This window comes from Trichocoleus sp. DQ-A3 (assembly GCF_039961975.1).
In the GTDB taxonomy this organism is placed as follows: domain Bacteria; phylum Cyanobacteriota; class Cyanobacteriia; order Cyanobacteriales; family FACHB-T130; genus FACHB-T130.
Genome location: NZ_JAMPKC010000018.1, coordinates 75,914 through 98,481, shown reverse-complemented (window position 1 = coordinate 98,481; position 22,568 = coordinate 75,914). Strand labels below are relative to the sequence as shown.

Genomic DNA, 22,568 nt, shown 5'->3' with positions numbered 1-22,568 from the left:
GTTATCTTTTCTAGCGTTAGGGAAGCTCTGCGTGATCGCCCTACATTAACGATCCTCAAGCTCCCTATCTGCCTGATTAGGATGCGACCTTCGCAGTCGAACGGCGGCGGCGTCTTCCCGCAGCCTTCGCAGGTGGCTCTTCTTCCGGAGTTTGCAGTAAGAAGACGAGCAACGGGCGAGAAGACTGGAATTCGCGGCGGATCAATCGCTGGAGGGCAGACTCCATTTGAGTTTGCAGCCCTATCCAGTCAACTTCTAAAAGTTCATCATCCAAGGTGCGGGCGAATTCTGACCAGCGATCGCCCAAAAGAGATTCTAGGGTTTCGCGGACAATTCCCTGTAGGCGATCGCGTTCCATTGATGTCACAACACCGCGCAGGTGAACTTCTGGCTTAGCACTCAGTTTGCCTTCCCAGTTCACTGCCGCTGCAATCGTGACAATTCCATCCTCAGCCAACTGCTGCCGTTCCTTCAGCACATTGGCTTTCACCACGCCAGAATTATCTACCAGCTCAATGCCAGAAGGAACTTTACCTTTGACGCGGATGCCATCTTCAGACACCTCCACGACATCCCCATTGTCAATAATCACCATATTTTCCGCAGGGATGCTCATGCTCTGGGCAGTCTTGGAGTGCTGAATCAACATCCGATGCTCGCCGTGAACTGGCAAGAAGAATTTCGGACGAGTCAAAGCAATCATCAGCTTTTGGTCTTCCTGACAGCCGTGACCGGAAACGTGAATCCCCTTATCACGACCATAGATGACATTCGCACCTTGCATCATCAGCTTATCAATGGTGTTAACCACTGCAACGGTATTTCCCGGAATCGGGTTTGCCGAGAAGATCACCGTATCACCCTTACGGACTTTAATTTGTCGGTGTTCGCCGTTGGCAATCCGCGTCATTGCTGACATTGGCTCCCCCTGCGAACCTGTAGTTAGAACGAGCACTTTGTCTTCAGGCAGCTGATGAATCGACTGCAAAGGTTGGAAGAGATTGTCCGAACACTTGATATAACCTAAATTGCGTGCTTGGGCAATCACATTCAGCATCGAACGACCCACAACGGATACCACCCGTCCCTGTTTTTGGGCGATTTCCAAAACCATATTGATCCGGTGTACAGACGAAGCGAAAGTCGTCAATAGCACCCGTCCCTTTGCTTGACTGATAAAGCGCTCGAGATTGGGATAAACTGAGCGCTCAGAAGGGGTGAACCCTGGTACTTCCGAGTTTGTAGAATCGCTAATCAGGCATAAAACGCCTTTTTCGCCGTATTCAGCCAGCCTCTGTAAATCAAAAAACTCCCCATCTACGGGTGTGTGGTCAATCTTAAAGTCACCCGTATGGATGACGACGCCAGCTGGAGTATGGATAGCGACGGTGAAGCTATCCGCGATGGAGTGAGTGTTGCGAATAAATTCGACGAAGAAGGAAGCGCCTATTCGCACCAGGTCGCGGGGCCCTACCCGTTTGAGCGTGGTGCGGTTTAAAACGCCCGCTTCTTCTAACTTGCCTTCTAGCAACGCCATTGCAAGGCGGGGACCATAGATGACTGGAATATCAAATTGTTTGAGGTGATATGCAATTCCCCCAATGTGGTCTTCATGACCGTGGGTGACGATCATGCCCTTAATCTTGTGGCGATTTTCTCGCAGATAAGTCATATCGGGCAGGACGATATTGACGCCGTGCATTGAATCGCTAGGGAAAGCCAATCCAGCATCTAATAGAACAATTTCGTCGTTGTATTCAAAAACACAAGTATTCTTTCCAATTTCATGCAGCCCGCCCAGGGGAATCACTTTCAGGGCGGGGGCAGATGATTCGTTCTTATTGAGGATGGGTGCGGATGATTCGTTCTTATTGAGGATGGGTGCAGATACTTCGTTCTTAGTCATTTGTTTCCTTCTATTAAGTCAATCAATGTCAATCAATACAAAATCGTTGAAAATTTGCATAAGATAGGGCAGCTTTGGCACGTAAAAAGCCCCAAGTAAAAAGAGAAGGTTGTGTCTTTGGTCTTTTTACTTTGTCTTTTTTTGCCGCTTGCCTTTTTACTCTTGCCTTTGTGGACGTATTCAGTTTTCCAAAAAACCGTCGCCTTACATCAAAGCCATCTGAGTCATTACAGCCTCTACCATTTGCCTATCTGACTCTGAGAGATGGCACAGTGGTGGACGAGTGGCACCTACATCCCAACCTTGCAGTTGTAGAGCCGCTTTGACGGGAATAGGATTGGTTGAACAAAACAAAACTTTAAATAAGGGAAAAAGTTTCAGGTGAATCTCGGTTGCTACCAGAGGTTGACCGTTTTCAAAGGCTTGGATCATCTGTTGGAGCTGAGTCCCTACCAGATGGCTGGCAACGCTAATAACTCCCGCAGCCCCAATGGCTAATAAAGGCAGCGTCAGGGAATCATCCCCAGCGTATATCTGAAACTCTGCGGGGGTAGTGCGTCGAATTTGACTCGCTTGGTCTAAGTTGCCACTGGCCTCCTTTATTGCCACAATATTCGGAATCTCTGCTAAACGAGTCACGGTTTCTGGCTGGAGATTCTGTCCGGTGCGACCGGGTATGTTGTAGAGGATCAGGGGCAGGTCTGGGCAGGATTGGGCGACGCGGAGGAAGTGCTGATACAACCCTTCTTGCGGGGGCTTGTTGTAGTAGGGAACAACTTGTAAAGATCCATCTAATCCTAGTTTAGCGGCTTTTTCGGTGGCTGCGATCGCTTCTTTGGTTGAATTTGACCCCGTACCTGCGATTACCTTCGCTTTGCCAGCTACCGCCCGTTGCACTACCTGAAATAACTCGTATTCCTCATCCCAAGTTAGCGTCGGAGATTCCCCCGTCGTGCCGCATACTACTAAGGCATCGCTGCCATTTTGAGCCAAATGAGCCGCCAATTGCTCTGCAACAGCGTAATTCACACTGCCATCTTCTTTAAACGGCGTCACCATTGCGGTGAGAACACGCCCAAAATTTACCACACTCTTTTAACTCCTCCCTGTCTTTCGTGATTAGTTTTGTGATGGGTTGTTTGTTGATAGGGGTACACAACGACTGTGCCCCCTACTGTTGTAAATCGCTTAAAAAACTATTTAGAAAAAGCTGGGGTTGTCGGTTTCAGTAGATGCCGTTCTACCAATAATTCGGCAATCTGGATGGCATTAAGAGCCGCTCCCTTGCGAATTTGGTCTCCACTCAGCCACAGTTCTAACCCACAAGGATGAGAAATATCTTGCCGAATCCGACCCACTAACACTTCATCCCGACCGCTGGCTTCAATGGGCATCGGGAAATAATTGGTCTGCCAGTTTTCGACCAACTTAACGCCAGGAGCATTCGCTAACACTTCCTTTGCCTTTGCTACCGGGAAGGGTTGTTCAAATTCTAGGTTAATCGCTTCTGAATGGGCGCGGAGTACGGGAACCCGCACGCAGGTTGCTGTCACTCGCAGATCGGGCGCACCGAAAATTTTGCGCGTCTCGTTAAGCATTTTCAGCTCTTCCTCACAATAACCCAGATCGGTCATCGGGGAATTATGGGGAAACAAATTAAACGCTAAGGTGTAGGGAAAAATGCCTGGTTTCGGGTCTTCTCCCCGTAAAATTGCTGAAGTGTGGGTTTTTACTTCTTCCATTGCCCTCGCCCCCGCACCGCTTGCCGATTGGTACGTAGCGGCAACAATGCGTTTGACTGGCTGCACTTGATGCAGGGGCCAAACCGCCACTGCCAACAAAATCGTCGTGCAGTTGGGATTGGCAATGATTCCTTGATGAGTTGCTGCTGCTTCTGGATTTACCTCTGGAACCACGAGAGGCACCCCAGGATCGAGTCGAAAGGCGCTGGAGTTATCAATCACCACTGCCCCAGCGTCTACTGCTTTCGATGCCCAAGCTTTAGAAGTAGACCCACCGGCAGAAGCTAGCACGACATCCACATTATCAAACGAGCGATCGCCCACTGCCTCTACAGGCAAATCTTCGCCTAAAAATTGCAAAGTTCGACCGGCGGAACGGGGAGATGCCAAGAGTTTCAACTCAGCAACCGGAAAGTTACGGGATTCTAGGAGTTCTAGCAACTCCGTACCCACCGCACCCGTTGCTCCCAGAATGGCAACGCGATAGGAATCAGACAAAGATGGTTCCTCCTCTTGAATACATAGTAGGTGTCAAAAGTTTTAATGAGAGTGAGCCAAAACAGTTAAATATTTTTTTTCGTGAAATTTGAGCTTGTACGGAAAGATGCTTTTTATTGACTGTTGCTTGTTATATAACGAATATCTCTAAAGAAATTTTACACAGCTTAGCACCGACTTCGTCGAAGTTTCCAGTCCCGAACAAGCTAAATTGAATTCGCAACAGAGCGATGGCTTAGTCAATGTACTATCATCAAATATGTCAACGAGAGGGATAGGTAAGGTTTTATTTACCAAAGCTCCAACTGTTGCAAAACTAGGATATCACGGGGTTGAGACAGAAATTGTATCCATTTGGCTTGAACCGACCGTCCGAAAACGTCTGCAATACCCGCCCTCTCGAATTGTTATCAACCTTGTCGCTCTGAGTTTTGAGAGAAGTTAACTGATGAAAGTTACCCAGGAAAAGCTTCCCGCCAGCAAGATTGGCTTGGAAATTGAAATTCCAGCCGATATGTCAAAAAATGCCTACGAGCAGGTGATTCAAAAGCTCGCACGCTCAGCCAATATTCCTGGGTTTCGCAAAGGAAAGGTGCCTCGCCAGATCCTGCTACAGCAACTGGGAACGACCCGAATTAAAGCAACTGCTTTGGAAGAACTGATTCAAGATGGTCTCCAGCAGGCTCTCAAGCAAGAAGCAATTGAGGCGCTTGGTAACTATGAGCTGCGTTCTGACTTCGAGGAATTAGTCAGCCAGTTTAAACCTGGAGAACCTATCACTTTCTTAGCTGCGGTAGATGTCCAACCGCAGGTGCAGCTAAGCGATTACAACAACCTCTCTATCACAGCCGAAGAAGTCCCCTATGACTCCAGTGCGATAGAGAAGTTTTTAGAAGAGCGTCGCGTCGAGCAAGCTACGTTAATTCCAGTGGCAGGTCGTCCGGCACAGATGGGAGATGTGGCGGTAGTCGATTATACCAGCCGCTTTGTCAGCGAACAAGAAGATGAAGCACAGGAAGAAATTAGTGGGGGTCAGGCAGAAGACGCTCAAATAGAGCTGTTAGAAGGGCGGTTCTTGAGGGAATTTATCGATGGGATTGTGGGAATGAATCCCGGAGACAGCAAAGAAGTAGAAGTAAAGTTTCCGGAAGATTATCGCCAAGATTTAGCCGGTCGCACAGCGATGTTTACCATCACGCTCAAAGACCTCAAGGAAAAAGAGTTACCGGCGGTGGATGATGACTTTGCCCAAGAAGTCAGCGAGTTTGAAACCCTGGCTGAATTGCAAGCTGACTTAGAGAAGAAATTCCGAGAGAAGGCCGATCAAGAAATGTCAGCCAATAAAGAGCAAGCACTTGTCAAGGAACTTTTGAAAAGAGTTGAAATTGACCTGCCGGAAACCCTGATTCAGCGGGAAGTTGAAACCATGCTTCGTCAAACCATCATCCAGATGGGGCAGATGGGGATGGATGTCAAGAAAGTGTTTACTCCCGACATGGTAAAACAAATGGGCGTGCGATCGCGTCCGGAAGCCATCGAGCGGATCAAACAAACTCTGGCACTTGAGGAGATTGCTCAGCGCGAATCCCTCAAAACCGAGCCGCAAGAGGTGACAGATAGAGTCAATGAGCTACTCCAGCAGTTCCCCGATCAAGAGATCGACCTAGAACGGTTGCGTACCATCGTTGAAGGCGATTTGCTCAAAGAAAAAGCGATTAAGTGGCTGGAAGAACACGCCACGATTGAACTGGTTCCCCAAGGCTCTCTCGCACCTGAGGAGACGGAGGAACAGGCTGAAACAAACACTCCAGAAGCAATAGAAGCGGCACAAGCGGAAGATTCGGAAGTAGAAGCAACCGCTACTGAATCCGTACTAGAAGCTGAGGTGTCTGAGGTTGAATAAACCTTGTGTCGGGGCAATTTAAAAATTGCCCCAACATCTGCACACGCAGTCCTGAATGGTCAAATACAGCGGATTCGGATATAACGGAAGTATGTGGTGACAAGCCACTCGCCAGTTCACCTGATAGTGCAGCGTTTAAATATAAGTTTCGCTCGTTATGGATTTATCTCTGTCCCGGAATTACGAAATCACAAACCTGAGGAAGAGTAATATTTACTCGCAACTCCCCAGCAACGTCGTCCCTATGGTGGTGGAACAGTCCGGAATGGGGGAACGGGCGTTTGATATCTACTCGCGGCTATTGCGAGAGCGCATCGTTTTCTTGGGGACGCCGGTTGATGATAATGTGGCTGACTCGATTGTGGCTCAGATGCTCTTTTTAGACGCCGAAGACCCAGAAAAAGATATTCAGCTATACATCAACTCCCCCGGAGGGTCAGTGACCGCTGGGATGGCGATCTATGACACGATGCAACAAATACGCCCTGATGTTGCTACCATATGCTATGGTTTAGCAGCCAGTATGGGTGCGTTTTTGCTAGCAGGTGGAGCGCAGGGTAAGCGTATGGCTTTGCCCAGTTCCAGGATTATGATTCACCAGCCCCTGGGAGGCGCTCAGGGACAAGCGGTTGATATAGAAATTCAAGCAAGAGAAATTCTCTATCATAAGCAAAAGCTGAACGAGCTACTAGCTCAAAATACTGGTCAGCCGTTTGATAAAATTTCGGCAGATACCGAACGCGACTTCTTCATGTCATCTGCTGAAGCAAAAGATTACGGTTTGATCGATCAGGTCATCTCCAGACAGAACCTTCCCCACTCGGAAGCAACTGTTACTTCACTCAGGTAAGAGGCAAGTATGTCTAAGTACGACTCCCATCTAAAATGCTCATTTTGCGGCAAGTCCCAAGAACAGGTACGCAAGTTAATTGCAGGGCCGGGAGTCTACATCTGTGATGAATGCGTTGACCTATGTAATGAAATTTTAGATGAGGAGTTGCTGGACTCAGGGGCACCCGCACCCCAACCAGTACCTCGCGCCGAACCTCCCCAGAAGCGTCGAACCCGGTCGGGGAATATTTCTTTAAGTCAAATTCCCAAACCGAGAGAACTGAAAAAGTATCTCGATGAACACGTCATTGGTCAGGATGAAGCCAAAAAAGTGCTTTCTGTAGCGGTCTACAACCACTACAAGCGCCTGAGTTTTATCCAGTCTAAAGGCAGTGGCAAAGGTGGGCAGGAAGATCAAGTAGAGCTGCAAAAATCTAACATTCTTCTGATTGGCCCGACGGGATGCGGGAAAACTCTGCTGGCGCAAACGCTGGCGAGTATTCTGGATGTGCCCTTTGCAGTAGCAGATGCTACCACGCTTACAGAAGCGGGGTATGTGGGGGAAGATGTAGAAAATATCCTACTGCGACTGCTACAGGTGGCAGACCTCGACGTTGAGGAAGCCCAGCGGGGGATTATTTACATAGATGAAATTGATAAGATTGCCCGAAAGAGCGAGAACCCCTCAATTACGCGGGATGTTTCCGGTGAGGGCGTTCAGCAAGCTTTGCTGAAGATGTTGGAAGGGACGATTGCGAATGTGCCGCCGCAGGGTGGACGCAAGCATCCCTACCAGGACTGCATCCAGATTGACACCAGCAACATCATGTTTATTTGTGGTGGTGCTTTTGTCGGTCTGGAAAAAGTAGTAGAGCAGAGAACTGGGAAAAAGTCAATAGGCTTTGTCCAAGGTGGCGAAGGGCAACCGCGAGAAAAGCGGACAGCAGATATTGTGCGGAACCTGGAGCCGGACGACTTGGTGAAGTTTGGGATGATCCCAGAGTTTATCGGTCGGGTGCCTGTGGTGGCGGTCGTCGATCCGCTGGATGAAGAGGCGCTAATGGCAATTCTGACAGAGCCTCGGAATGCTTTGGCGAAGCAGTATCAGAAGCTGCTGAAGATGGATAACGTGCAACTGGAGTTCAAGCCGGATGCGCTGCGAGCGATCGCGCAAGAAGCGTATCGGCGGAAAACAGGCGCACGGGCGCTGCGCGGCATTGTTGAAGAACTGATGTTGGATGTGATGTACGAGTTGCCGTCCCGCAAGGATGTGACTCGCTGCATGATTACGCGGGAAATGGTCGAGAAGCGATCGACTGCCGAACTCATCGTACATCCCTCCTCGATGCCAAAGCCCGAATCTGCCTAAAGCTTGTATTCACCCTAGGCACAAAAAAGCTGAAAATAATATATAAACCCGTTTTCTTTCTCGAAGACGGGTTTTTTACATAATAAGCATCACTCAAAACTCAAAAATTTCAACATGGCTCATATTCAAGTTCGCGGCATCGCCCATTATTACGAGTGGATTAAGACACCCAGCGAGGAAGGTAAAAATAAGCCGGTGATGGTCTTCGTACACGGCTGGGGGGGATCTTCTCGATACTGGGAAAGTCCTGCAAAAGGCCTTTCAGATACGTTTGACTGTTTGCTGTACGATATGCGAGGATTCGGGCGATCGCGTAAACTTTCGCCTGTGGGGAACGGTAGCGCCTTAGCAGAAGAAATCTCGTCTCCACTAGCAGACGAACCTGCGACAGCGGAAGAGTTTACTTACGAAATGGAAGAATACGCAGATGACCTAGCAAGCTTATTAGATGCCTTAGAACTGGAGCGCGTATACATCAATGCTCATTCTATGGGCGCATCTGTCGGCGTCTTTTTTCTAAACAGCTACCCAGAACGAGTATTCAAGGCAATCTTAACCTGTAGCGGCGTTTTTGAATACGACGAAAAATCATTTAAAGCCTTTCATAAATTTGGCGGTTACGTCGTCAAATTCCGTCCCCGTTGGCTGTATCAACTTCCGTTTGTTGACCGAATGTTTATGGCGCGATTCTTGCATCGCCCCCTACCCGGTGCTATCAGTCGTGCTTTCTTAGATGACTTTCTCATGGCAGATTACCAAGCTGCTGTAGGCACCATGATTACCTCAGTTAGCGAAAAAGCTTCTGAAGTGATGCCTAATGAGTTCGTCAAGCTTACCGTTCCAACACTTTTAGTTGCTGGCGAATACGACATTATCATTCCCGCAGCAATGGGGCGACAAGCAGCAGGATTAAGTGAGAAAGTCGAGTATGTTGAGATTCCCGATACTGCTCACTTCCCCATGCTAGAGGCACCGGAAGCTTACCTGAAGGTAGTGCGAGACTTTCTGGGAACCCCAGCTTTAAATGAATAGAACACGCATTCTGTCTTTTTGGCGATCGCAGGAGATGATTTTGAACAGTTTACCTTAATTTTCAAACTGCATTCTACTGTGCCATTCGCTCTGCCATGCGAGACTTGAACGCTTCCATTAGCTCTGGTGTAGCCTCAGTCGCTTGCCACGTCTCTCGTGCGATTAGGCGATCGCACCAAGCACTCAGCTTTGGATAGTCACTCAAGGATACGCCCCCTCTCGGCAACCAGGGTATTACACTTCCAGCAACAACCTCGGCTAGAGTTAGGTTTGGACTACCAAAGTAAGAGCGATCGCCAGCATGAGAAAACCTCACAGCTTTATGAGTAGGGCTGGCATTGCCAATCTTACACCCTATACTCAATTGAATTTTTATAAAAGTGTCTCAACACTGACCTTTCAATTCAGGAGAGCCAAAATTATTGCCTGTGCCAGTTGAAAGAGCGCGTGTGTAGGTTGAAAATTCACAGCAGGTTGTACTTCATTACGTCGCAACCTGCTGTAGTTGCTGATAAAAACTACTTTCTTCCTAGTATTAGATTACCAACATTTAGTAGGCACTTTTGAGAAACGAAAGAAAGCAAAAAAAGTTAAGTTAACCGCTTTTAATTATTTAATCTACGGATACAGATTCTAGAAAACTCAGCCAGGTTTAAAGCGCAGCAAGCCAATTAGGGCAACGCCTGTAATGGCAGCGACAACAAGCCATGCCACGGCTAAACCGACTACCTCACTAACGAATAAGCGCGTCGCTTCGCGCAATAGTCCGCCAACAGCCCAACCCATTCCTAGCCCCATCGCCCAGCTGACAGAACTGACCAAGATCCATATCCAAGCTTTTTGCGCCTGCTCAAACAGGACAAGCCCTTGCAGCAGTCCCAGCAAAGCGCCTGCCAGTGCCCCATTTAGGATTCCAAAGATTATCCTGGCTTCAAATAGTAAGGTTTTGGGTGCCACCCAGCCGATGGCTCCGATACCACTGCCGCCAATGAAGCCCCAACTCAGTACGCTAGTGAGTACCCACCAACCCGCGATCGCTTTTGGCATCGCTTTACTCACCTCAACTCGCTGTCTGAGAACTAACCCTTGTGCCAAACCAACCGCAACCCCGCCGATTGCACCCTCTACAACGCCAATATCGGGTCTTTCACCCACCTCGATCCACAACAAACTGACTAAAAATCCCACGAGGGTGACAAATACCCACTGGAACCAGAAAATGTAGTAATTGGTAATTGGCGATTGGTCATTGGTCATTGGTCACATTGCTAATTGCTCATGGTTCATCACCGATTACCCTTTACCGATTACCGGATGGCAAAACCTGGGGTCGTGTAGCGCTGGCAGGAAAAAGTGCCCGGAATGCCTCTCGGCGTCGCTTTGGTGGCTCTGGAGACATATAACCCCACAAGCTTTCCCAGTAGAAGAAGGATACCCCACTAAAACCGCGATCGCGCACCGCCTGAACTTGCTGCTGAATCTGCTTCATGTCAACCGGACGACTCACTAAGCCCGATAAGATCCCGACACCCACTGGAATCTGACGACGCGCCATCTGCACAGAGGGTTGCGACAATTCAGCCAAAAAACTTTTTAGGTCATCTCGATACACTTGCACTACCAACTCCTCCACCAAACCCCGTTGTACCCAAGTCTGCCAATCTTGAAGATAGAATCTGTAGGCAAAAGAGTAGGGGTTAGGAGACAAAGACACCAAGCAGCCAGGTTTGACAGACTTAATAGACTGAAAGAGGCGCTGCATAAAATCAGTAATCTTGTTTGCTCTCCAGCTCATCCACTCAGCATCTTTGGGGTTGGTGGGAGGGCTTTTACCCTGGTGTTCTTGCCGATAAAGCTCGACTGTAAAAGGGTCGTAGCCAAACTCAACCGGCAAGCCAAAGTGATCGTCCATCTGAATGCCAGCTACATCATACTCAGTGACGACTTCAACCATCAGATTTAGGATAAACTGCTGCACTTCTGGATGCAGGGGGTTAAGCCATACGACTTTTCTGGCAAACTGGTTGCGGATAAATTGTTCTACTTTTCGAGAAGAAGGCTGAACATTTGGCTTTGCCGGGTCGCGCAAGCCCTGTTCCAGAATCTCCGGCAAGATATTCTTGGTGCCGTCCTGACGAAGTGAGATCCAGTCTGGGTGGCGCTTCGCCAGTTCTGAACTCGCAGGAGCCATAAAACCATACTCAAACCAAGGAATCACTCGAATTTGCTGTCGATTTCCCTGCTTGATTATCTCAGCCAGGACATCTCGCCCCAGCCCCAGAAGCTCTAACCCTTGGTCTTGAGGGCGACCCGTCTTCCGTCTTGCCACAGTGCTGGGGTAAAAAGTGTGTCCCCGATTCCAGACTACAGGGTAGACGGTATTGAAATGTAGTTGAGATAACTGGTGCATCGCCCGGTTAACTCCCCAGGGCATAAATAGCACGGAACTCGCAACATTGGTCAACCAAACGCCCCGCAATTCAGTGGAAGCTACAGAAGGCGGGGAGTTGGTTCTAAACTGGGGAGAATAAATGGAGAACGCGATCGCTAGCCCCAAAGAGAGCAAGGAAATGAACCAAGTATAAATCCCGTTCCTTTTTCGGCGGCGCGACCTCCTTAGACCATTGGGCTTTGAACTTGCATAATTTCTAACCACTGATTCTAACCACTGATAAATACGCCGCTAGATTGCTTCGGTCAATCCAACATCCAAAATGGCATAAGTTGAGTCAACCTCATCTGAAATTTTTGTTCAAAAATTTGAAATTGAACCGCAACGCTGCCATGCGCTGAAGAAATCCGAATTGGAAGTGCCGTAGCAGGAACTCTAATCTCCAATCACCTAACCAGTCATGGCATGATTAATCTAATTGTCGCGAACTTGACTGTTCTCGAAACATCGTTATAGTTTTTCAAGCGGCTCGTAAAAAATCGATCTAGTATGAAGCATTTTCTCCGACTAACAGCATTGGTTTTGGCACTCGTGCTTATCTGTTTTTCCCCTTCAGCACTCGCCGCTAGCTCTTCTTCCATTTCCCGTTCAGCTAGTCAAGGGGAACTTACGGGTAAGGATTTCTCCGGTCAAAACTTACAAGCAATTGAGTTTTCCAATGCCAACCTGGAAAATATTAACTTTAGCAATGCCGACTTACGGGGTGTGGTGTTTAATGGTTCAGTGTTGAGCAAGGCGAATCTACATGGAGCAGACTTTACCAATGGAATCGCCTATTTAGCTGACTTCACGAATGCAGATTTAACTGATGCAGTGTTTGAAGACGCGATGATGTTGCGATCGCGCTTTAACGATGCGGACATTACAGGTTCCGATTTTACTAATGCGATTTTAGATGGTGTCCAAGTAAAAAAACTGTGTGCCAGAGCAACAGGTGTTAATTCAAAGACGAAAGTGGTAACTCGCGAATCTTTAGGCTGTCGGTAAAAACCTGTTTATCTAGATATTCGGGGCTATCGGTTTTCATACACAAATTTGCTGACAAATCAAAAACCCGTTTTCTTCGAGAAAACGGGTTTTTCAAGCTAAAAAATTAGGTTAGCAGACTATCAGCCACTCAGCAGGGCTTCTACAAATTCGTAGCTAGAAAAGGGACGTAAATCTTCTATCCCTTCCCCCGCACCGATGAAGCGGATGGGCAAGCCAAGCTGTTGCACTACGGCTAGAGCCACGCCTCCCTTTGCCGTTCCATCTAGTTTTGTCAAGACGACGCCGCTGAGTTTTGCGGCTTCTGAGAAGACTTGTGCTTGACGTAAGCCATTTTGACCGAGGGTAGCATCAAGCACCAAGAGGGCTTCTACTTGGGCGTCGGGAGCTTTTTTATCGACAATACGGCGGATTTTGCTCAGTTCGTCCATCAGATTTTTCTTGTTCTGGAGACGCCCTGCGGTGTCGATGAGGAGTAATTCTGTACCCCGTGCCTGGGCTGCCGCGATCGCGTCAAACACAACAGCAGCCGGATCGGTATTCTGCCCTGGGTTGGCGATCACCTCAACGCCACTGCGCTGTCCCCAAATCTTGACCTGTTCTACAGCAGCGGCACGGAAGGTATCGGCAGCGCCAATTAAGCAGTTATAGCCGGATTTTTGGGCTAAATGGGAAATTTTGCCAATCGTAGTTGTTTTACCTGCACCATTCACCCCAGTCATCAGCCAGATATTCAGGGTGTCTTTTGTCGGGACAAAGGTGGGGCTGTAGGATTCCTGAATGGGTTGGTCGAGTAAGTCGCGCAAGATTTGCTTGAGGTAGGCGATCGCTTGTTCTGGCGGTAACACCTCATCTCGCAGCCTCTTTTGGAGCGTATTGATGATAGAGTCTGTCGCCTCAACGCCAGCATCTGCCTGCAACAGCAGCGCCTCAATCTCCATCACCGCGTCTTGATTCAACGGCCCTTGACCGACAATTGCCTTCAGCCGGTTGATCAAGCTGCGACGAGTTTTATCCAAGCCTTGCCGCAGTCGCTTCAGCCAAGTAATTTCTTCAATTGAAACATCCTCCGCCCGACGCCCTTGAGCTGCCAGCACTTGCGCTGACCACATGAAGCCCTCATCGAAGGTAAGTCCCGGTATCGCTCCAGTCTCCACGGTTGCCGCTGCTGGCTGCACGGGTGCCCTGACAGGTTCTGGTTCTTGCGTCTCTATCGCTGTTGCCTTGAGGCGTTCTAGCCGTGCCTGTCGGTCTTCCCGTGCCCAGAAAGGCACCGGGGCAGTGGCAGTCTCATCTGTCTGGGATTCAGTCGCTGCTGGCTCTGGTGACGCCTCTGAGGGTACGGCTTCTAAATCGACGCCAGTTTCGGCGATCGCTGTCTCGACCTCTGGTTGCGCTGACTCTAATTCTGGGGGGGCGGCTTCTAAATTAATCCCGGTTTCGGCGATCGCTGCCGCGACTCCTGGCTCCCCAGACTCATCTGTTGCCAGTGCTTCTGCCTCGACTACAGGTTCAGGCGTTTGAGTCGGTTCTGCTTCTGTTTCTTGGGCTGGTTCTACCGGGGATGCTTCTGCCAGTGTCGGAGTTTCAGAAGTTTCCGGTGCCTCAGGTTCAACCGTCGTTGTCGCGGGTGCTTCAACTGATTGAGCCGTTTCAGCCTCCACGTTGACTTCTGCCGTTTCTACTTCTGTCGTTTCTGCAACAGTCTCTAATTTGCTGGGTTCCGCTGCCGAAGTGGCGGGTGACTCAGTTACCGCTGGAGCCGTTTCCACCTGGGATTGTTGCTGTTTTTGCTGAATATTTTTGTAGGCTGCCTTAGCGTAGCTGAGCAGGTCTTCAGCAACCTGCTGTGACTGAGCCTCTGTTGTTGATTCTGACGTTTGGGTTTCGGCTTCCGGTTGTAGAGACGCAATATCTGGCGTCTCTACATCGGTTTTTTCCCGTTCAACTTGGGAATCACTTGTTTTATCGCTAAACTGACGACGGAACCAATTAAAAACCATTGCACCTACAAAACTCAGCAGCAATTCAGGAGCTATTACTGCTACTAACTATAGAGAACTTTTCTACGTCGTGGGCGATTGAGCCTTAAGCTGGTCAGTGACTCGGCGCAGGACGCCTTGAATAAACCGATGCCCTTCCTCATCACTGTATCGTTTAGCTAACTCTATCGCTTCATTGACGGCAACTCTGTCTGGCACGCCAATATACATAATTTCTACCACTGCCACCCGCAAGATATCTCGGTCAATCCGAGGCAGGCGGTTTAACTGCCAATTCACCATTGCTTCGTCGAGCTGTTGATCGATCTCTTCCCGCTTGGCGTTGACTTTGGTAATAATTTCTAAGGCGTAGGCGCGAACTTCCTGCTGGTTTGACAGTTGAATAAATTCTGGCAGTTCTAGCGCAGTTCCCACACGGTTGATGGCTGCCTGCGTTAGCTCAATGGCTTCGTTGATCATCACCTTTGCACTCTGAACATCCGAGGCGCGGGTTTCGCTACTGAGCAAGCGCTCGCTGGAGCGTTGAACTTCTGCTGCGGCAACTTCTAAAGTCTCTTGAACTTCAGAGCTGAGGGCGCGGATGGCAGCAGTGACTAAGCTGGATATTTGCTGGGTCGCCAGTCGTTCTACAGTCCCACTGAGCTGGCTAAGGCTGAGGAGAGCTAATTCACGGGCAATTCGGCGGGGTTGGCGGTTTTGCATGACAAATTCTAATGGGTAATCGGGAATGGGTAATCGGTAATCGGTCGTTGGTCAAAAGCTCATTCGTCATTGGTCATTAGCCAGTAGTAACGAACCAAGGACTAAGGACTAATAACTACTAACAATTACCGATTACCGATTACCGATTACTCATTCCCTCGTGATTTTTTAATCTTCCTCTGTAGGTAAAACCTGCCATCTTCCTTCAGAAACCAGGGGTTCTAGTTGGCGATCGCTACCAGTCGGAACCGGCACTAAGGGTAAGGGATTGGGACTGACAATTCCTCCCGAAACCACGACCTTGAAGGCATCTTCAATCGACATGGAGAGGTTCAGCACTTCTTCTTCCGGGACAACCGCATACCAGCCAGTGGTTGGGTTGGGCGTGGTTGGAATAAAAACGCTGAGCATGGGACGAGTCATCTGACATTGAATTTCGCTGCTCATCACACCTGTAACAAAAGCGATCGCCCAGACTCCTCGACGAGGATACTCTACCAAAACGACGCGGCGAAACTTGCCGTTTGTATCCCTTAGAATCGTTTCTAGTAATTGTTTGAGCGTTTTATAAACCGATCCGGCTAATGGAATCGCTTGCAACAGTCGCTCCCCAAAATCTAGAAGCCACCGTCCGGCAATATTGCGTGCCATTAAGCCAATCAGCATAATACACAGCAATGGAACTGCCAGTCCCACCAGCAGATTTAGGACATTCACCAGGATGGGATGCAGGCCATCGAAGGGATTTACCTGCTTTGGAATGCGGGTCAAAAAGTTGATCACCCAGCTGGCAATTGTAATTGTCAGCCAGATTGTGGTAGCCAAAGGAATGACAACCAGGAGACCTGCAATCAGGTCATTCTTTAAGTCCTGCTTGAAGCGTTGGATCACAGATTGCCCAATCTCCTTACAACTGGCGGTGCTTTCTTTATATCGGGATACCAATCTCACTCGGTGAGTGTTGGCTGAAAAAGTTCGTCAATCAACCCCAGAAGACACGCCTGCAAAATTGGAACCGGGCATTCTCTAAAAGATTGCTGCTCCTTCATGCATGACTTACCTGCTGCAACAGCGTAGGTTTGATTCTGGAATTGTTTCTTTTCTATCTTTATTTGTAAGACTTGTGAAGAATTGTTGCAACTCCCCAAGGATCTAGTATCACACTTTACACTTTAGCATTTACAAGTCCGTTACCTTTATCGAGGAGAGGAACTGACTGTCGTCGCATCCACATTCGTATCGTCTGGAGGAATTGGCTGACTTGGGTCATCCAGCGGGGACTGGGGAAGATGCTTAAGCTCCCAGACCTTGAGTAAGATGAGATATTCATAGAATGCCTGCAAAGTACACCAGGCAAATCCTCCTCGCCCGTCCAGAAAGCCACCCAGAAAGAAATACATATATACGAAGCGCACGAGCGGACGGAAGGGCAGCCTTAAAGACAAATCTTTGAGGGCGCGGCGTTTTTCTACTTCCGAACGACCCAAGAATAATTCTCGCCAGTTGACACTTCCTTTGTCTAACTGACGCAGGGTTTCAACGGCTTCGTCTGTAGAATAGCGGTTGTGCTTGTCGATCCAGCGACTCAATCCCTTACTACAGGTGTAGTGGGGATAGGTTTCTTTCAAGAAGCTGGTAGCTCCTTCGCAAACTTCCCGTTCGGTATGACCGTAGTCGCTAAACCAGACTTTGCCCGGTTTTAACAGACGCATCTGGTAGCGGGGATACTGGGTGCTGCGGCGAATCCAACTGCCCATGAACATGACGCGCTCTGCTGCATAGTAGCCGACATATTCAGTCGTTTTAATTGCTTCCAGGCATTCCTGAAACAGCTCTTTTGTCATCCGCTCATCAGCTTCGAGGATATAAATCCATTCGTGTTTGGCGGGGACTTCTTGAAGCATCCAGGTTCTTTGTCGTCCGTGACTTTCAAACCGATGCTTCACAATGCGCACATCGTAGCGACTGGCGATTTCGAGGGTGCGATCGCTACTGTACGAATCCACCACAATCACATCATCCGATAACATTGCCGACTCAATACAAGCGGCAATATCAATTTCTTCGTTATAGGTCAGGATGTAAATTGAAAACATGCGATGCCGTTCGTGAGAGGAAATAACCAATCCCTGCTTTAGGATGCACTTCAGAAAGGGAAATCCCAATCGCGTTGGGTTCCTTGGGGCGTTGTGACTTCAAAGAGTAGAAGTCTGTTCGTGGATGCTTTCTTCGCCGGATGAAGGATGAGAAATTGCAGCCTTCATCCTAGCCTACTCAACAGGCAGCAGCTTCGCCACCACTTCGCCGAGGGGAAAGCCTACAGCTTTTTCGGCAACTGAACCCCTAACCCCTCACAACTCGCGATTTCTTACCGCGCCTGAGCTTTCCGACGGCTTCCTCCCGAACCTGTCAACCCCAGTGCCGCAATGCTAAGGTAGCCAATCGCTAAGAGTAAACTGCTCAGACCATTCCGGATACTCGTCTTCAATAACTCGCCTTGAGCTTGTTTTTGGGCTTCTAGTTTGCCGCCTCGAACTTGGGTTTTAGCTGCATCGACTTGTGCGTTCAAAGCTTTTGGGTCTTGCTTTAACTTTTGTAGTTGATCTTTGAGTGCTTGCAATCTCGCCTGTTGCTCCCCTTGAACTTGACCGCTCTTGAGCGCCTGATCTAGTTCCGCAAGCTTCTTACTATCTTCAAGCAAGGCGGTAACTTGGGCTGACTGGCTGGCGATTTGAGTTTCAACTTGAGTGGCTCTTTGGTTAATTCGGGCGAGCGCTTCCTGGTTCAGCAGACGCAGGCTATTGATGTTCAGTAAGGGAACTGGCAGCAGGAAGCTCAAACCTAAAATAACAGAGAGTATCAACGCTCCGATTTTTACTATATCTTCCCACCCTTTTCGAGCTACTCCAGAGTTATTGTCAATCCAATATCCAGCGAACAGCAGCGCCAGACCTACCATTGGAATCACCCCTCTGTCAATTAGCTGCCCTGTAACGCCCTGTTGCCACTGTAGGAAGTTCAGCCGCCACTGTGGATCGTCCACGCCACTAGGTCTATTTGGCGGAATTAGAAAAACCGCATAGTCAACCAGTGAGGACACAATTAGGATCACTCCGACCAACTTGAGGATTTTGGAGGCAACGGAGGAAGGTTGACGGCTATTAGCTGCTTTCATGGTTTTCGTCGTGAGTTATGAATTTTTTACTTCAAACTTAACTGAATAACATACTGAGTGACCTATCTGCCCACCGGATAATTACGCATTTATCAAGGTTTAGAAGACTCAGTAAAGGAAGGGAAGTTTTCTTAGATTCACCCGTTGGCTTCAGGGAAGTTAACCCAGAGGACTTCTACTCAGTTGTCGGTACGCCGTGATTATCTTCAGTTTAAAGCTGCTGATTTTCCAGAGACTTTCTTAGCAAGTTCCACATCTTACATCAACTGGGTCTATCAGTGTTAAATAATCACAATTTGCAACTAAAAGTATAAAACTTTGTAAGCATCGCAATCTTTATGTTCATCGTCCAAAAAATTCGCGTCCAGAGCGTGAGGAACTGTTAAAAATCAGTTGTTTTGCTTTTGCTCTAATAAATCTTAGCCGTTTTTTTTAAAGATGGCTATCGAAGAATGCAAGGCTAAAAAAAATAATAATATTTCCGGAAAGCGAGTTAACAGAAAAATAAAATTTATAAGAAAAATACATTGACATCGTCAATGTAAAAATTGCTCCCGCTACTCCTTTGAGTTCGGAGAGAGAAAAGTTCAGACATCACTTGCTTTGCTGCAAATTGCCTTCATTAACTCAATCCGATAAACCAGAATCGGTGCATCCAATCCTTTAAGATTCATTGCGTTACCCCGCCGGGGGCAATCCTTGACAGCACTGGCAGCGTCAGTGTCCATGAGTACAGTTTCGGTACAAGCAATGTCGTTTCCTTGGCTTGTCGCCTGCACCCGTGCTGCTGTATTCACCGTCGTGCCGAAGTAGTCAAGCCGCTCGTTTAGGGTGACACTAATACAAGGGCCGACATCAATGCCAATTTTGAGGATGAGCCGATCTTCTGCTGTTAGTTGCAACTGTTGATTCAAAGCTTCCATCTGCTGGTGCATGGCGATCGCGCTTCTCGTCGCATCAGCAGGCGCAGTGAATGCTGCCATCACCGCATCCCCAATCGTCTTGACAACCACACCATTGTGGGCATCTACTACCTGAAACAGCAGCTCGAAGTGTCGGCGCACCAGATGATAAGCCCGCGAATCTCCTCGCCTTGCGTAGAGTGCCGTCGAACCAGCTAGATCCGTAAATAAAATCGCTACCCGCCGGATCGTTAAACTCTCATTAGGCGGAATCGTCTCGCGGGGAAAAAAGTCGCGGAAAGTTTGCAGCGTCAGCATCTGGTGTCCGGAAACTACCCCATATTGAGCATCGACTTTAGCGCGGAAATTCGGATCGTCCGCGTCCCTTCCCAAGCGGCGCAATCGTTCATCAATACTAAACGTAATCCGCACCTGCTCATCAGCATCAGTGGCGTGGACAGTGTGACACTGTGGGCAGGTATGGTTTGTCCGCAGATCGTACAGACTTTTCAGATTGAAGTCGATGCCCCGACACATGGGACATTGAATGTCCCAGTTGAGAGATAGGATGCCTTCTTTCAGAGCAGTGACTAAAACTCGCAGCGCCTCCCGTTCGCTTAAGTGCAATCGTTCGGCAATTCGGCGGGGGTTAGCATGGTAGAGTTCTCGGCTGTCGCTTTCCTGCAAAAATGCCGTCAGATGCTGCCGTACTGCTGGTTTAACCCCATAAGCTTCCAATGTAGCGACAGCTTTGGCGATCGCGCTTTGGCGTCTAGGAAAAAAGTTAAGCACTGCCCGGTTTATCCTCTATATCGCTAGGTTGATTGAGAATTTTGGTAGCGTGCAACCCTGAGTGTAATCCCAATACAATGATGATTAGCGATTCAGTTTTAGCAAGATGAATGGGTGCCAAGAGTTATCTTAGTACCAGCTTAGAACATTACTAGGAAGACCCCTTTGTCTTTGTTTAGAAAAAAACACCAATCACAATTGGTTCTCTCAATACAAAAAACTAAGCTGTGCAAATTCCCCGACTGCATCCAGACACGATTGAGGAAGTAAAGCAACGGGCTGACATTGTAGATGTCATCTCGGAATACGTCCTATTGCGGAAGCAGGGCAAAGATTTTGTGGGTTTGTGCCCTTTTCATGAGGAAAAAAGCCCTAGTTTTAGTGTCAGTTCCAGCAAGCAGATGTATTACTGCTTTGGCTGTCAAGCTGGGGGAAATGTAATTACCTTCCTGAAGGAACATTCTAAGTGTTCTCTGGGCGAAGTCGTGCTGGATTTGGCGCGGCGCTACCAAGTTCCGGTGCAGATGCTGGAACCAGAACAGCGACAGGAATTGCAGCGCCAAATTACGCTGCGAGAGCAGCTGCATGAGATTTTGGCAGTGACTGCAAGCTTTTATCAGCACGCCCTCCGGCAAGCTCAAGGAGAGGTGGCTTTAGAGTATTTACGCGCGAAGCGGCAACTCTCGGAAGAAACCATCCAACAATTTCATCTAGGCTATGCACCAGCGGGTTGGGAAACCCTCTATCGCTACTTGGTGGAACAGAAACACCACCCGGTGCAGTTGGTAGAACAAGCGGGGTTGATTGTTCCTCGGAAGACGGGCAGCGGTTATGTAGATCGATTCCGCGATCGCTTGATGATTCCGATCCACGACAGTCAAGGGCGCGTCATTGCCTTTGGCGGTAGAACCTTGGGGGATGAGCAACCCAAGTATCTCAACTCCCCCGAAACTGAGTTATTTCATAAAGGCAAAACTTTATTTGCGTTGGATAAAGCTCGTGACGCGATTGGCAAGCAGGATCAAGCCGTCGTCGTAGAGGGATATTTTGATGCGATCGCTCTCCATGCAGCAGGCATTTCTAACGTCGTCGCTTCTCTTGGCACCGCCCTCAGCTTAGAACAAGTGCGGCTGCTGCTGCGATACACCGAATCCAAGCAGATTATCTTTAACTTCGACGCCGACGCCGCGGGGACAAAAGCAACTCAACGAGCGATTGGAGAAATTGCCAATCTCGCTTACCAAGGACAAGTTAATCTCCGCATTCTCAACCTTCCAGATGGGAAAGATGCTGACGAATTTATCCGCAAAGGCGGCACTCAAACCTATCGCGAGCTGCTGCTCAACGCCCCGCTGTGGCTTGATTGGCAGATTCAGCAAATCTTAATTGGCAAAAACCTCAAACAAGCAGATCAATTTCAGCAAGTTACGGGAGAATTGGTGAAGTTACTCAACAACCTCACCAACGACGATCAAATTACTTATTACATCAATCACTGTGCGGAAATCCTGAGTCAGGGGGATTCCCGGCGGGTAGGATTGCTATCAGATAATCTTCTCAATAAAGTTGTTCGTCACTGGGAAGAACTCCTCAATCAAGATAGTTCTCTACAAGTGCCGCTGCTAATTAACAATCTTCTCAAGCAAACTAAGCCCCATCAAAATAAACGTTTCCAGCCGCGCCGTACTGGTAGCAACAATAAACGCCAACAGCCAGTTGTACCGGGTTCTTCGGAACGCAGTCTTTTAGAACGAGCCGAAGCTTTACTTCTGCGCTTTTATCTCCATTGCCCCGAATATCGGCAGGCGGTTATTGATGTGCTAGAAGAACGAGATTTGTTCTTTAGTCTTCCCCACTACCGATTTTTATGGCTAAAAATTTTAGATATACAAAGAAATTCTGAGGCGTCTACAGTAGAAGCGTCAGAACTGATATCTTGCCTACAAAACTTGTTAATTGAGTTTCCTGACGATTTGGCTCAAGTTTCTCCGCTGTTTCATCTCGACGAAAATACACAGCAAGATATTCTCTCTCCTGAATTGATTAAATCAGCTGCTGCTTGTATGGAACGAGTGATGTGTGAAAACATCGCCCGCCGCTTTTTGGATTTATGGAAAAACCCCGATACTTCAATTGCTCCTGAAAAGCGGGAATATTATTGCCAGGAATTTTATAAAGCAAAACAGCGGATCAAAGAGTTAGATGGGCAACTGCAATTTTCGTATTTTTATCGTTAATTAAGCTTGCGAAGCAAGGACGGCAACAGACGGCGTA

Annotated in this window: 18 protein-coding genes; 6 read left to right on the top strand and 12 right to left on the bottom strand. The window is 48.4% G+C overall.

The genetic code is table 11. The features are described 5' to 3' along the window. Positions 1–76: 76 nt before the first annotated feature. The 3 genes from NDI44_RS21515 to NDI44_RS21505 all read right to left on the bottom strand — a co-directional run bounded on the left by NDI44_RS21515 (position 77) and on the right by NDI44_RS21505 (position 4,146). Positions 77–1,906 carry a ribonuclease J gene (locus NDI44_RS21515; RefSeq protein WP_190414677.1) on the bottom strand — a complete coding sequence of 610 codons (1,830 nt, stop codon included), beginning with the start codon at positions 1,904–1,906 and terminating at the stop codon, positions 77–79. Positions 1,907–2,110: 204 nt separating this feature from the next. Beyond that, on the bottom strand, positions 2,111–2,995 hold the full coding sequence (gene dapA / locus NDI44_RS21510) for a 4-hydroxy-tetrahydrodipicolinate synthase (RefSeq protein WP_190414676.1): 885 nt from the start codon (positions 2,993–2,995) through the stop codon (positions 2,111–2,113). 107 nt (positions 2,996–3,102) lie between these two features. Next, positions 3,103–4,146 carry an aspartate-semialdehyde dehydrogenase gene (locus NDI44_RS21505; protein ID WP_190414675.1) on the bottom strand — a complete coding sequence of 348 codons (1,044 nt, stop codon included), beginning with the start codon at positions 4,144–4,146 and terminating at the stop codon, positions 3,103–3,105. 448 nt (positions 4,147–4,594) lie between these two features. Here NDI44_RS21505 and tig point away from each other — a divergent pair, with 448 nt between their 5' ends. The 4 genes from tig to NDI44_RS21485 all read left to right on the top strand — a co-directional run bounded on the left by tig (position 4,595) and on the right by NDI44_RS21485 (position 9,281). Then, a complete protein-coding gene (tig, locus tag NDI44_RS21500) occupies positions 4,595–6,049 on the top strand; it encodes a trigger factor (protein ID WP_190414674.1) in 1,455 nt (484 codons plus the stop codon). Positions 6,050–6,206: 157 nt separating this feature from the next. Then, complete coding sequence (gene clpP / locus NDI44_RS21495; RefSeq protein WP_190414673.1) at positions 6,207–6,899, top strand: ATP-dependent Clp endopeptidase proteolytic subunit ClpP; 693 nt, start codon at positions 6,207–6,209, stop codon at positions 6,897–6,899. Positions 6,900–6,908: 9 nt separating this feature from the next. Beyond that, positions 6,909–8,249 (top strand): ATP-dependent protease ATP-binding subunit ClpX, encoded by a 1,341-nt coding sequence (gene clpX / locus NDI44_RS21490; protein WP_190414672.1) that lies wholly within the window; start codon positions 6,909–6,911, stop codon positions 8,247–8,249. 114 nt (positions 8,250–8,363) lie between these two features. Next, positions 8,364–9,281 (top strand): alpha/beta hydrolase, encoded by a 918-nt coding sequence (locus NDI44_RS21485; protein WP_190414671.1) that lies wholly within the window; start codon positions 8,364–8,366, stop codon positions 9,279–9,281. Between the two features lie 73 nt (positions 9,282–9,354). Here NDI44_RS21485 and NDI44_RS21480 read toward each other — a convergent pair whose 3' ends face one another. The 3 genes from NDI44_RS21480 to NDI44_RS21470 all read right to left on the bottom strand — a co-directional run bounded on the left by NDI44_RS21480 (position 9,355) and on the right by NDI44_RS21470 (position 11,937). Next, on the bottom strand, positions 9,355–9,645 hold the full coding sequence (locus tag NDI44_RS21480) for a glutathione binding-like protein (RefSeq protein ID WP_199291947.1): 291 nt from the start codon (positions 9,643–9,645) through the stop codon (positions 9,355–9,357). A 278-nt stretch (positions 9,646–9,923) separates the two neighbouring features. Next, complete coding sequence (locus NDI44_RS21475; RefSeq protein ID WP_190414670.1) at positions 9,924–10,538, bottom strand: hypothetical protein; 615 nt, start codon at positions 10,536–10,538, stop codon at positions 9,924–9,926. A gap of 43 nt (positions 10,539–10,581) precedes the next feature. Further along, positions 10,582–11,937, bottom strand: coding sequence for a glycoside hydrolase family 10 protein (locus tag NDI44_RS21470; protein ID WP_339380767.1), 1,356 nt, complete (start codon positions 11,935–11,937; stop codon positions 10,582–10,584). Between the two features lie 285 nt (positions 11,938–12,222). On the opposite strand from NDI44_RS21470, the gene NDI44_RS21465 reads away from it, so the two are divergent. Beyond that, on the top strand, positions 12,223–12,720 hold the full coding sequence (locus NDI44_RS21465) for a pentapeptide repeat-containing protein (RefSeq protein WP_190414669.1): 498 nt from the start codon (positions 12,223–12,225) through the stop codon (positions 12,718–12,720). Between the two features lie 122 nt (positions 12,721–12,842). On the opposite strand, the gene ftsY is transcribed toward NDI44_RS21465, so the two are convergent. The 6 genes from ftsY to NDI44_RS21435 all read right to left on the bottom strand — a co-directional run bounded on the left by ftsY (position 12,843) and on the right by NDI44_RS21435 (position 20,294). Further along, positions 12,843–14,723 carry a signal recognition particle-docking protein FtsY gene (gene ftsY / locus NDI44_RS21460; protein WP_190414668.1) on the bottom strand — a complete coding sequence of 627 codons (1,881 nt, stop codon included), beginning with the start codon at positions 14,721–14,723 and terminating at the stop codon, positions 12,843–12,845. A 63-nt stretch (positions 14,724–14,786) separates the two neighbouring features. Continuing rightward, positions 14,787–15,425 (bottom strand): transcription antitermination factor NusB, encoded by a 639-nt coding sequence (gene nusB, locus NDI44_RS21455; protein WP_190414667.1) that lies wholly within the window; start codon positions 15,423–15,425, stop codon positions 14,787–14,789. A 168-nt stretch (positions 15,426–15,593) separates the two neighbouring features. Beyond that, on the bottom strand, positions 15,594–16,316 hold the full coding sequence (locus tag NDI44_RS21450) for a DUF502 domain-containing protein (RefSeq protein ID WP_190414695.1): 723 nt from the start codon (positions 16,314–16,316) through the stop codon (positions 15,594–15,596). A gap of 305 nt (positions 16,317–16,621) precedes the next feature. Then, on the bottom strand, positions 16,622–17,521 hold the full coding sequence (locus NDI44_RS21445; protein WP_190414666.1) for a glycosyltransferase family 2 protein: 900 nt from the start codon (positions 17,519–17,521) through the stop codon (positions 16,622–16,624). A gap of 272 nt (positions 17,522–17,793) precedes the next feature. After that, the gene (locus NDI44_RS21440) at positions 17,794–18,600 is read right to left on the bottom strand and encodes an HpsJ family protein (RefSeq protein ID WP_206755324.1); all 807 of its coding nucleotides are present in this window, start codon (positions 18,598–18,600) and stop codon (positions 17,794–17,796) included. 587 nt (positions 18,601–19,187) lie between these two features. Continuing rightward, entirely contained in the window at positions 19,188–20,294 is a 1,107-nt protein-coding gene (locus tag NDI44_RS21435) for an adenylate/guanylate cyclase domain-containing protein (RefSeq protein ID WP_190414665.1), read from the bottom strand. A gap of 227 nt (positions 20,295–20,521) precedes the next feature. On the opposite strand from NDI44_RS21435, the gene dnaG reads away from it, so the two are divergent. Next, positions 20,522–22,531, top strand: coding sequence for a DNA primase (dnaG, locus tag NDI44_RS21430; protein ID WP_190414664.1), 2,010 nt, complete (start codon positions 20,522–20,524; stop codon positions 22,529–22,531). Positions 22,532–22,568: the final 37 nt, after the last annotated feature.